Genomic DNA, 11573 nt, shown 5'->3' with positions numbered 1-11573 from the left:
TAACACGAAATCCTTTGGGGGAGGGTTTTTATATTTCCCTCCCGCTCAGGGGAGGGGTAGGGATAGGATTTGTAGGCCCGATAAGCAGCGCGCCATCGGGCATTTCACGGTTATGGTTATGATGGCATCGCGATGGCCTGCTTCTCTTCGAGCAGTTTCTCAACGACGCCTGGATCGGCGAGGGTTGAGGTATCGCCCAGATTGCTGGTATCGCCCGCCGCGATTTTGCGCAGAATGCGGCGCATAATTTTGCCGGAGCGGGTTTTCGGCAGTGAATCGGTCCAGTGCAGCACATCTGGCGTTGCCAGCGGGCCAATTTCTTTGCGTACCCAGTTGCGAACTTCTGCATACAACTCAGGCGACGGCTCTTCACCGTGATTCAGCGTGACGTAGGCGTAGATCGCCTGGCCTTTAATATTATGCGGAATACCGACCACCGCGGCTTCGGCAATCTTCGGATGCGACACCAACGCCGATTCGATTTCTGCCGTGCCCAGACGGTGACCAGAGACGTTCAGCACATCGTCCACGCGTCCGGTGATCCAGTAATAACCATCTTCATCACGGCGGGCGCCGTCGCCGCTGAAGTACATATTCTTGAAGGTGGAGAAATAGGTCTGTTCAAAACGTTCATGATCGCCAAACAGCGTTCTCGCCTGGCCCGGCCACGAGTCGGTAATGACCAGGTTGCCTTCGGTTGCGCCTTCCAGCGGATTACCCTCGTTATCGACAATCGCAGGCTGCACGCCAAAGAACGGACGGGTTGCGGAACCGGCTTTCAGCTCAGTGGCGCCCGGCAGCGGGGTGATCATGAATCCACCGGTTTCGGTCTGCCACCAGGTATCGACGACCGGACATTTTTCGTTGCCGATCTTCTTCCAGTACCATTCCCACGCTTCCGGGTTGATTGGCTCGCCAACGGAACCCAGGATGCGCAGCGACGAACGGTCAGTACCTTCAATCGCTTTATCGCCTTCGGCCATCAGAGCGCGGATGGCGGTCGGCGCGGTATACAGAATATTGACCTGGTGCTTGTCTACAACCTGCGACATTCGTGCCGGAGTAGGCCAGTTGGGCACGCCTTCGAACATCAGCGTGGTTGCGCCGCAGGCCAGCGGACCGTACAGCAGGTAGCTGTGCCCGGTTACCCAACCCACGTCAGCGGTACACCAATAGATATCGCCCTGATGGTAGTCAAACACGTACTTAAAGGTGGTTGCGGCGTAGACCAGATACCCGCCGGTAGTGTGCAGCACGCCTTTCGGCTTGCCGGTTGAACCGGAGGTATACAGGATAAACAGTGGATCTTCCGCGTTCATTTCTTCCGGTTGGTGTTCTGAGCTGGCCTTCTCGATAAGATCGGACCACCACAGGTCACGGCCTTCCTGCCACTCCGTTTTACCTCCGGTACGTTTGAGGACGACCACATGTTCAACGGTTTTCACGTTTGGATTTTTCAGCGCATCATCCACGTTCTTTTTCAGTGGGATAGCGCGCCCGGCGCGTACGCCTTCGTCGGCGGTGATCACCAGGCGTGAATTGGAGTCGATAATACGTCCGGCGACGGCTTCCGGTGAGAAACCACCGAAGATGACAGAATGCACTGCCCCAATGCGGGCACAGGCCAGCATGGCAACCGCAGCCTCTGGCACCATCGGCATATAAATGGCCACTACGTCACCTTTTTTAATGCCTAAATCCAGTAGCGTATTGGCGAAACGGCAGACATCGCGATGCAACTCGCGATAGGTAATGTTTTTGCTTTGGGTAGCGTCATCGCCTTCCCAGATGATGGCGGTACGATCGCCATTTGCCTGCAGGTGACGGTCAAGGCAGTTTGCGGCCAGGTTCAGGGTGCCGTCTTCGTACCATTTAATAGACACGTTGCCTGGTGCGAAGGAGGTGTTCTTCACCTGGCTGTACGGCTTGATCCAATCGAGAATCTTTCCCTGCTCGCCCCAAAATGTGTCGGGTTCGTTAACGGATTGCTGGTATTTCTCTGCGTACTGCTCCGGATTTATCAGGCAACGATCCGCAATGTTTGCGGGAATAGCGTGTTTATGTATTTGGCTCATGGCTTTTGTTCTCCTTGTAGGATGTTAATAATATGTCTCATAAACGTTAAATGTAGGGGCTTTGAGAGTTTTGTTTAGTATTTGCGCGGCAGATCACGCAATAAACGAATTGTGCAAATTAGCGACAAACTGAATTTTGAAGGGAACTAGCAAAAATTGATTAAATCTCGCGATAACATGCAGTTATCTAAAGGATTGTTGAAAAGGTGATCTATCTCTGAATTAGACCAAAGAGTGAGAGATTAGAGGGGTGTTATAACTCTAAAGTGGTATTTTACATACACTTACAATTGATTAAAAACAACATTTTCAGTGTGGTTTCTTGTTACAAATAGGGTGGAGCAATGTCATGACAGTATTCGTGTGGTTGCTGTTGTGGAAAACAATAAAAGAACCGCCATTGCAGATAATGGCGTCATCTGGATGAGACCCCTATGGCAAGGACAAAATCACGCGTACGCCGTTTCTTCAGCCTGTTATTACCTTTATTATTTATCTCTGTTGTTCACGCTGAACAAACTCCTGTACCCGCAAAGACCGTCACCGTTGAAGCGAAGAATGAAACCTTCGCCCCTCAGCATCCCGATCAATATCTCTCCTGGAAAGCCACGTCTGAGCAATCAGCCCGTGAAGATGCGCTGGCAGAAGATCCGCGTCTGGTGATCCTGTGGGCGGGATACCCATTCTCGCGCGATTACAACAAACCGCGGGGACACGCGTATGCCGTGACCGATGTCCGTGAAACCTTACGCACAGGCGCACCAAAAACGGCCGAAGACGGCCCGCTGCCGATGGCCTGCTGGAGCTGTAAAAGCCCGGATGTGGCGCGTCTGATCCAGAAAGACGGTGAAGATGGTTACTTCCACGGTAAATGGGCGCGCGGCGGTCCGGAAATTGTTAACAACCTCGGTTGTGCAGATTGCCATAACACCGCGTCGCCGGACTTCGCCAAAGGCAAGCCAGAACTGACACTGTCGCGTCCTTACGCTGAGCGCGCGATGGAAGCCATCGGCAAACCATTTGAGAAAGCTGGTCGCTTTGATCAGCAATCCATGGTCTGCGGCCAGTGCCACGTGGAGTACTACTTCGACGGTAAGAACAAAGCCGTTAAGTTCCCGTGGGATGAGGGCATGAAAGTCGAGAACATGGAGAAATACTACGACACCATCGCCTTCTCTGACTGGACTAACTCTCTGTCCAAAACCCCGATGCTGAAAGCGCAGCACCCGGAATATGAAACCTGGAGCGCGGGCATTCACGGTAAGAACAACGTGACCTGTATTGACTGCCACATGCCGAAAGTGCAAAACGCGGAAGGTAAGATCTATACCGATCACAAGATTGGCAACCCGTTCGATAACTTCGCCCAAACCTGCGCGAACTGCCACACCCAGGACAAAGCGTCCCTGCAAAAAGTGGTCGCCGAGCGTAAACAGGCCATTCATGACCTGAAAATCAAGGTTGAAGATCAACTGGTACATGCGCATTTCGAAGCGAAAGCCGCATGGGATGCGGGTGCGACCGAAGCGGAAATGAAGCCGATTCTGGCAGATATCCGTCACGCGCAATGGCGCTGGGATCTGTCTATCGCCTCACACGGCATCCATATGCACGCCCCGGAAGAAGGTCTGCGGATGCTAGGTAGCGCAATGGATAAAGCCGCCGACGCGCGTACCAAACTGGTTCGTCTGCTGGCGACCAAAGGCATCACGCATGAAATTCCGTTACCGGATATCTCTACCAAAGAGAAAGCCCAGGCGGCGATTGGTCTGAACATGCAGCAAATTAATGCTGAGAAGCAGGACTTCATCAAAACGGTGATTCCGCAGTGGGAAGAGCAGGCGCGTAAAAACGGTCTGTTAAGCCAATAACCCCATTCCGCCCCGTAAGGGGCGGATAACTCAACGGAGTGAATATGAGCGTATTACGTTCGTTATTAACTGCTGGGGTGCTGGCGTCAGGCCTGTTCTGGAGCCTGAGTGGAATCACTGCCACGCCAACGCCGCAGGAGTCGGATCAACGCTGGACGGTTACTCAGCAGCGTAATCCGGATGCCGCCTGTCTGGACTGTCATAAGCCGGATACCGAAGGCATGCATGGTAAGCATGCGGAAGTCATTAACCCGAATAACAAACTGCCGGTCACCTGCACCAACTGTCACGGCCAGCCGTCACCGAACCACCGCGAAGGGGTGAAAGATGTGATGCGCTTTAATGAGCCGATGTACAACGTGGAGCAGCAGAACAGCGTCTGTATGTCCTGTCACCTACCTGAGCAGCTGCAAAAAGCGTTCTGGCCGCACGATGTCCACGTAACCAAAGTGGCGTGTGCCAGCTGTCACTCACTGCATCCGAAGCAAGACACGATGCAGACGCTGAGCGATAAAGGACGGATCAAGATTTGCGTCGATTGCCACAGCGATCAGCGTAACAATCCGAACTTTAACCCGGCGTCGGTACCGTTGCTTAAGGAGCATCCATGAGTTGCTCTCGTCGCCAGTTTATCACCGGCGTCGGCGCGCTGGTGGCAGTGAGCGGGACGGCGGGGCGCGTTGTGGCGAAGACGCTGAACATCAACGGCGTGCGTTACGGTATGGTACATGATGAGTCATTATGCATCGGCTGTACGGCCTGCATGGATGCTTGTCGCGAAGTCAACAACGTGCCGGAAGGCGTATCGCGTCTGACGATTATTCGCAGTGAGCCGCAAGGAACGTTTCCTGATGTGAAGTATCGCTTCTTCCGTCACTCGTGCCAGCACTGCGACCACGCTCCCTGCGTCGACGTCTGCCCGACGGGGGCATCGTATCGCGATGCCGCCAGCGGCATTGTGGATGTGAACCCGGACCTTTGCGTTGGCTGCCAGTACTGCATCGCCGCGTGTCCTTATCGCGTGCGCTTTATCCATCCGGTGAGCAAAACGGCGGATAAATGCGATTTCTGCCGGAAAACCAACCTGAAAGCGGGTAAACAGCCCGCCTGCGTTGAGTCATGCCCGACGAAGGCGCTGACGTTTGGTAATCTGGACGATCCTAACAGCGATATCTCCCGTTTGTTGCAGCAGAAAACCACCTACCGTTACAAGCTGGCGTTGGGTACAAAACCGAAGGTCTACCGCGTTCCCTTTAAATTTGGGGAGGTGAGCCAATGACATCCGCTTCTGCATTTCATTTTGAATCCCTGGTGTGGGACTGGCCCATTGCCATCTATCTGTTCCTGATTGGCATCTCAGCCGGACTGGTTACGCTGGCGATTCTGCTGCGTCGTTTCCATCCGGAGGCGGGTGGTTCGGACAGCACGCTGCTGCGCACTACGCTGGTGTTAGGCCCAGGGGCAATTATCCTCGGTCTGTTAATTCTGGTGTTCCACCTGACGCGTCCATGGACTTTCTGGAAACTCATGTTCCACTACAGCTTCACTTCGGTGATGTCGATGGGGGTCATGCTGTTCCAGTTGTACATGATGGTGCTGGTGCTGTGGCTGGCAAAAATCTTTGAAAAAGAGGTGATTGCTCTGCAACAGCGCTGGCTGCCGCGGTTAGGTATCGTGCAGAAAGTACTAACGCTGATCGCGTCGTTCCATCGTGCGCTTGAGACGTTAATGCTGGTGTTGGCGGTCCTGCTCGGGGCGTACACCGGCTTCCTGCTGTCGGCGCTGAAATCCTACCCGTTCCTGAATAACCCGATCCTGCCGGTGCTGTTCCTGTTCTCCGGGATCTCCTCCGGGGCAGCGGTGGCGCTGATCGCCATGGCGTTACGCCATCGTAGCAACCCTCACAGCACCGAAGCGCACTTTGTGCATCGCATGGAAGTCCCGGTGGTGTGGCTGGAGATCTTCCTGCTGGCGGCGTTCTTTGTTGGTCTGGCGCTGGGCGATGACGGCAAAATGCGCGCGCTGGCGGCGGCACTGGGCGGCGGTTTCTGGACCTGGTGGTTCTGGCTTGGCGTGGCTGGGCTTGGGCTGATACTACCGATGCTGCTAAAACCCTGGGCCAACCGCAGTTCGACGTTTCATGGCGTGCTGGCAGTCTGCGGCGCCAGCCTGACCGGCGTACTGCTGCTGCGCTTTTTTATACTCTATGCGGGTCAGCTAACCGTTGCGTAAGGTGATATCTGGACGTTCTCCTTCCTGAAGCCGGTTTTCTGGCGCTGTTATTAAGCCTCGGGGTCAACGTGTTGACCCCGCTTGCCGTGTTGGTGGGTGTCCGCCAGCGCTGGCAAGGGGTTATGCGCCTGGCAAGCGTGGGTGTGTGGGCGCAATTTGCCCTGCTGCTGCTGGCTTTTGCCATTCTGGTATTCTGCTTTTTGACCAGCGATTTTTCGGTGGTCTACGTTGCTCAACACAGCTATAGCCTGCTGCCGTGGGGATTAAAACTGGCGGCGGTGTGGGGCGGTCATGAAGGATCGCTGCTGCTGTGGGTGCTGTTTCTTTCCGGCTGGAGCGCGCTGTTTGCTCTTCGCTATCGGCGTGATACCGACGCGCTGTTTCCGCTGACGCTCAGCGTCCTTTCAATGATAACGGCCCTGCTGCTGCTGTTTGTGGTGGTATGGTCCGATCCGTTCGTGCGTATCTTCCCGCCAGCCATTGAAGGGCGCGACCTTAACCCGATGCTGCAACATCTCGGGTTAATCCTCCATCCACCGCTACTGTACCTGGGTTACGGTGGTTTGATGGTGGCGGCAGGCGTGGCGCTGGCCTCGCTGCTGCGCGGTGACTTTAATGCGCAAGGTGCCTGGGTGTGCTGGCGCTGGGCGTTGCCCGGCTGGTGTGCGCTGACGCTGGGGATTATCCTCGGCTCCTGGTGGGCCTATTGCGAGCTGGGCTGGGGCGGCTGGTGGTTCTGGGACCCGGTTGAAAATGCCTCCTTATTACCCTGGCTTTCCGCCAGTGCGTTGCTGCATAGCCTGTATATCACGCGCCAGCGCGGAATCTTCCGCCACTGGTCGCTGCTGCTGGCGATCGTCACGCTGATTTTATCGCTGCTGGGGACGCTGATTGTGCGTTCCGGCATTCTCGTTTCGGTGCATGCTTTTGCGCTGGATAACGTCCGCGCCGCGCCGCTGTTTGCGCTGTTTACCGTGTTGAGTCTGGCGTCACTCGGGCTATACGCCTGGCGGGGCCAGCAAGTCCGGCAGAATGCGCGTTTTGGCGGTTGGTCACGCGAGATGCTGATTCTGGTTGCGCTGCTGCTCTTTAGTGCGGTGCTGCTGATTGTGTTGATTGGCACGCTCTACCCGATGATTTACGGGCTGTTCGGCTGGGGACGGCTCTCCGTGGGCGCACCGTACTTTAACCGCGCTACGCTGCCTTTTGGCCTGCTGATGCTGCTGGTTATCGTGCTGGCAACGGTCAGAAGCCGTAAAGTGTCTTTCCGCATCCAGCTTCCGGCACTGTTGGCGCATGCCGGGGTGCTGGTGTTTGCGGCGGGGATCGTCTTTTCCAGCGGTAGTCGTCAGGAGATAAGCCTGAACCTGAGCCCTGGGCAGCAGGTTGAACTGGCGGGTTACATTTTCCGTTTTGAGCGTCTCGACCTGGAAGCCAAAGGTAATTACACCAGTGAAAAAGCGCAGATCACGCTGTGGCACAATGAGAAACGTATTGGCAGCCTGCAACCTGAAAGGCGCTTCTATGCCGCGCGTCGTCAACAGATGATGGAACCGGGTATCCGCTGGAACCTGATGCATGACTGGTACGCGGTAATCGGCGAAAAAACCGGACCAGACCGTTATGCCATGCGCTTGTACGTGCAGACCGGCGTGCGCTGGATTTGGGGTGGGGGACTGTTAATGGTCTTTGGCGCGCTGCTGAGCGGATGGCGAGGGAGAAAGCGCGATGCGTAAATTAATTACAACGTTGCCGGATGGCGGCGTAAACAACTTATCCGGCCTACAGGTAGCGCGAACCGTAGGCCGGATAAGCGCAGCGCCATCCGGCAAAAAGTTTTTACTCTTAACGCTCGTCCTGTTTTTCATCACTTTCGCTACACATGCCCAGGTTGTGGACACATGGACGTTTGCCAACCCGCAACAGCAGGAACAAGCGCTGTCTATTGCCAGCCAGCTTCGCTGCCCACAGTGTCAAAACCAAAACTTGCTGGAATCCAATGCGCCGGTAGCGGTCAGTATGCGCCATCAGGTTTATAGCATGGTGGCTGAAGGCAAAAGCGAAGCGGAAATCACCGCCTGGATGACCGAGCGTTATGGTGATTTCGTGCGCTACAACCCGCCGTTGAATGAGCAAACGTTGCTGCTGTGGGCGTTGCCGTGCCTGTTGTTATTGCTGGTTGGTGTGGTGGTCTGGCGAGTGAGAAGACGTCAGCATACGGAGGAAGGTGAACAATGAGCCAGTGCGAACCGCCGTTACGCCCAATGCCTGTGAAGCGACTGACCGCTGCGGCGGTGCTGATGGTTGTGGCCTGCATTGGAGGTTACCTGTTGACGCCGAAATGGCAGGCGGTTCGTCAGGAGCAGACGCGACTGGCGGACCCTTTACATGCTTTCTCCGATGAAAACATTCAGGAAAAACAGTTGCTTTTGCTGCAATCGCAGATTCGCGCCAATCCACAGGACAGCGTGAAATGGGCGCAACTCGGGGAGTACTATCTTTGGCAAAACGCCTATCATAATGCGCTGCTGGCCTACGAGCAGGCGCTGCGTGTCGGCGGTGAAAATGCTGAGATCTATTCAGCGATGGCAACGGTATTGTATTACCAGGCCGGGCAACATATGACGCCGCCCACTCGCGAGATGATTGATAAGGCTCTGGCGCTGGACCCGGCAGAAGTCACTGCGCTGATGCTGTTAGCTTCCGATGCGTTTATGCAGGCAGACTACGCTCAGGCTATCTCAGTGTGGCAAAAGGTTATGGATTTAAACTCGCCGAGGGTGAATCGGGCACAGCTCATTGACTCTATTAATATGGCGAAGTTGTTGCAGAATCGGCAAAAATAAATTTGTTTTATTTGTGATTTATATCATTTTGCCTGTTTAAAAAACAGGCGAACGAACAAGCGAGCAAAAAAAACTCATATCCTGACTTCTTCATTTTTGATCATATTAAAATTCTTTTATAACAAAAAGTTATTCATCATTACCCCGATAAAATTGCATTTTTATGCAAATAATCAGCGAAAGGCCCTGTTCTCAGAGGGTTGCGCTGAATGCCATGCAGATGATAATGATAATAAGCGTTAAAAAACTCCATAAACGAACGCAACACAAATCATACCCTTTCAGTATGTACTATTCCCACGCGCTGCATGTGGAATAGCGCTCCATCGAGGAAGTCCGTTGTTATGAAAAATTTGAAAGTCAGCCTGGCATGGCAGATTCTAATCGCTATGGTGCTGGGCATTCTGCTAGGGAGTTACCTGCATTACCATAGTGACAGCCGTGAATGGCTGATTGTAAACCTGCTGTCTCCGGCGGGCGATATCTTTATCCACCTGATCAAAATGATCGTCGTACCGATTGTTATCTCTACGTTGATTGTCGGTATCGCCGGGGTGGGCGATGCCAAACAGCTGGGCCGTATTGGCGCCAAAACGATTATCTATTTCGAAGTGATCACCACCGTGGCGATTATCCTTGGTATCACGCTGGCGAATGTGTTCCAGCCCGGTACCGGGGTTGATATGTCGCAGCTGGCAACCGTCGATATTTCGAAATATCAGAGCACCACCGCAGAAGTACAGAGCCACGCGCATGGCCTGATGGGCACGATTTTGTCACTGGTGCCGACCAACATCGTCGCGTCGATGGCAAAAGGCGACATGCTGCCGATTATCTTCTTCTCGGTACTGTTCGGTTTAGGTCTGTCTTCTCTGCCGGCAACTCACCGCGAGCCGCTGGTAACAGTATTCCGCTCTATCTCCGAAACCATGTTTAAAGTGACGCACATGGTGATGCGTTACGCGCCAGTCGGGGTTTTTGCGCTGATCGCTGTTACCGTCGCGAACTTCGGTTTTGCCTCCCTGTGGCCGCTGGCGAAGCTGGTGCTGTTGGTGCATTTCGCCATCCTGTTCTTCGCACTGGTGGTGCTGGGGATCGTCGCGCGCATCTGCGGTTTGAGCATCTGGATCCTGATCCGCATTCTGAAAGACGAGCTGATTCTGGCCTACTCGACCGCCAGTTCCGAGAGCGTGCTGCCGCGTATTATCGAGAAGATGGAAGCCTACGGCGCACCGGCGTCAATCACCAGCTTTGTGGTGCCGACCGGTTACTCATTCAACCTTGATGGTTCAACGCTGTACCAGAGTATCGCCGCTATCTTTATTGCTCAGTTGTACGGTATCGATCTGTCGCTGTGGCAGGAAATCGTGCTGGTGCTGACGCTGATGGTGACCTCGAAAGGGATTGCGGGCGTGCCGGGCGTATCTTTTGTGGTGCTGCTGGCAACGCTCGGCAGCGTTGGGATCCCGCTGGAAGGTCTGGCGTTTATTGCCGGTGTTGACCGTATCCTCGATATGGCGCGTACTGCGCTGAACGTGGTGGGTAATGCGCTGGCCGTGCTGGTTATCGCCAAGTGGGAACATAAATTTGACCGCAAGAAAGCGCTGGCCTATGAGCGCGACGTGCTGGGTAAATTTGATAAGACCGCCTCGTAGGCCGGATAAGGCAACGCCGCCATCCGGCAACCTGCTCCGGGTTGCCTGATGGCGCTACGCTTATCAGGCCTACAACGACTACGTTCATCCGGCAATGCAAACTATTACCCGTTGGTTAACTTATCAAACTCTTCGCAGCCGGTATCGAATCCTTCCATACAGCTCAGATTCAACCAGTGCAGCGCTTTCTGTTTATTCTTCTCGATAAAACCCTGCTCGCCGTTTAAGAACATCATCCCGGCCCAGTATTCGGAATAACCGGTGCGGGAAATGGCTGAACTACGCTTGAAATACCACGTCGCTTTCTCATCGTCAGCAGGAATGCCTACGCCGTTGGCGTAAATCAGCCCGAGCAGCATTTGCGCGTCGACGGCGGAGTCATTCTCCAGATCCTCGGAGGCGTTTTGCAGCAAGGTAATGGCTTTGGGGTAATCGGTGCGGCCTGCCTGGGTGTTCACCAGAATACGCGCCAGCGTAATTTCCCCAGCCTTACTGCCCGCCTGCGTCGCTTTTTCCGCCAGCGTTTTGGCCTGAGGGTAATCCAGACTGACCGGGTTGGTTATCTTAATCTGCGCCAACAAAGCATATGCATCCGCATCACCGTTGTCGGCGGCTTTTTGCGCCCAGTATTCGGCTTTACTCAAATCGCCTGAACTGAACCAGGTATCGGCGAGGAAATACTGTGCGCGTCGGTCACCTGCCTCTGCTGCCTGTAAATACTGGCTTCCTGGCTCAGTATCACTGGCATGGGCAAAGAATGTCACGAGGAACATCAATGCAAGAAGTTGTTTCATTTTGAGTTTTATTTAGGGTACGGAATGAACAGTATAAAGAGATCGTATGGATAAAAAAACAGCCTCCGGGCGGAGGCTGTTGCAGAACAGGTACGTAAAC

8 protein-coding genes and 1 pseudogene are annotated in these 11573 nt (G+C 54.2%); 7 read left to right on the top strand and 2 right to left on the bottom strand.

Annotation, left to right across the window (positions count from 1 at the left end; translation table 11 throughout):
* Positions 1 to 116: 116 nt before the first annotated feature.
* Positions 117 to 2075, bottom strand: coding sequence for an acetate--CoA ligase (acs, locus tag FHD02_RS16610; protein WP_003826645.1), 1959 nt, complete (start codon positions 2073 to 2075; stop codon positions 117 to 119).
* 434 nt (positions 2076 to 2509) lie between these two features.
* Between acs and nrfA the strand changes: the two genes are divergently transcribed.
* The 7 genes and pseudogenes from nrfA to gltP all read left to right on the top strand — a co-directional run bounded on the left by nrfA (position 2510) and on the right by gltP (position 10679).
* Positions 2510 to 3946: an ammonia-forming nitrite reductase cytochrome c552 subunit gene (gene nrfA / locus FHD02_RS16605; RefSeq protein ID WP_220394103.1), complete on the top strand. Its 1437-nt coding sequence runs from the start codon at positions 2510 to 2512 to the stop codon at positions 3944 to 3946.
* Between the two features lie 44 nt (positions 3947 to 3990).
* Entirely contained in the window at positions 3991 to 4557 is a 567-nt protein-coding gene (gene nrfB, locus FHD02_RS16600) for a cytochrome c nitrite reductase pentaheme subunit (RefSeq protein WP_005132587.1), read from the top strand.
* A complete protein-coding gene (nrfC, locus tag FHD02_RS16595; RefSeq protein ID WP_003031761.1) occupies positions 4554 to 5225 on the top strand; it encodes a cytochrome c nitrite reductase Fe-S protein in 672 nt (223 codons plus the stop codon). Before nrfB ends, nrfC begins: the two co-directional genes overlap by 4 nt.
* Entirely contained in the window at positions 5222 to 6178 is a 957-nt protein-coding gene (gene nrfD, locus FHD02_RS16590) for a cytochrome c nitrite reductase subunit NrfD (protein ID WP_220394102.1), read from the top strand. Before nrfC ends, nrfD begins: the two co-directional genes overlap by 4 nt.
* An 8-nt stretch (positions 6179 to 6186) precedes the next feature.
* Positions 6187 to 8416, top strand: a pseudogene (gene nrfF, locus FHD02_RS16585) (heme lyase NrfEFG subunit NrfF).
* Positions 8413 to 9024, top strand: coding sequence for a heme lyase NrfEFG subunit NrfG (nrfG, locus tag FHD02_RS16575; RefSeq protein WP_079938977.1), 612 nt, complete (start codon positions 8413 to 8415; stop codon positions 9022 to 9024). The pseudogene nrfF and the gene nrfG overlap by 4 nt, the downstream one beginning before the upstream one ends.
* A gap of 344 nt (positions 9025 to 9368) precedes the next feature.
* Positions 9369 to 10679: a glutamate/aspartate:proton symporter GltP gene (gene gltP / locus FHD02_RS16570; protein ID WP_137361125.1), complete on the top strand. Its 1311-nt coding sequence runs from the start codon at positions 9369 to 9371 to the stop codon at positions 10677 to 10679.
* A 104-nt stretch (positions 10680 to 10783) separates the two neighbouring features.
* Here the strand turns inward: gltP and yjcO are convergent, their stop codons facing one another.
* Entirely contained in the window at positions 10784 to 11473 is a 690-nt protein-coding gene (gene yjcO, locus FHD02_RS16565) for a Sel1 family TPR-like repeat protein YjcO (RefSeq protein ID WP_079225656.1), read from the bottom strand.
* Positions 11474 to 11573: the final 100 nt, after the last annotated feature.

Origin of the sequence: Citrobacter sp. EC_71 (genome assembly GCF_019584005.1) — a bacterium.
Taxonomy (GTDB): domain Bacteria; phylum Pseudomonadota; class Gammaproteobacteria; order Enterobacterales; family Enterobacteriaceae; genus Citrobacter; species Citrobacter werkmanii.
The sequence above is the reverse complement of the archived record's forward strand: the minus strand, read 5'-3'. Positions and strand labels throughout refer to the sequence as shown.

Coding starts and splice junctions, on each gene's coding strand:
- nrfC (WP_003031761.1), top strand. CDS start 4,554: ATGAGTTGCTCTCGTCGCCAGTTTATCACCGGCGTCGGCGCGCTGGTG.
- acs (WP_003826645.1), bottom strand. CDS start 2,075: ATGAGCCAAATACATAAACACGCTATTCCCGCAAACATTGCGGATCGT.
- nrfD (WP_220394102.1), top strand. CDS start 5,222: ATGACATCCGCTTCTGCATTTCATTTTGAATCCCTGGTGTGGGACTGG.
- nrfB (WP_005132587.1), top strand. CDS start 3,991: ATGAGCGTATTACGTTCGTTATTAACTGCTGGGGTGCTGGCGTCAGGC.
- yjcO (WP_079225656.1), bottom strand. CDS start 11,473: ATGAAACAACTTCTTGCATTGATGTTCCTCGTGACATTCTTTGCCCAT.
- gltP (WP_137361125.1), top strand. CDS start 9,369: ATGAAAAATTTGAAAGTCAGCCTGGCATGGCAGATTCTAATCGCTATG.
- nrfA (WP_220394103.1), top strand. CDS start 2,510: ATGGCAAGGACAAAATCACGCGTACGCCGTTTCTTCAGCCTGTTATTA.
- nrfG (WP_079938977.1), top strand. CDS start 8,413: ATGAGCCAGTGCGAACCGCCGTTACGCCCAATGCCTGTGAAGCGACTG.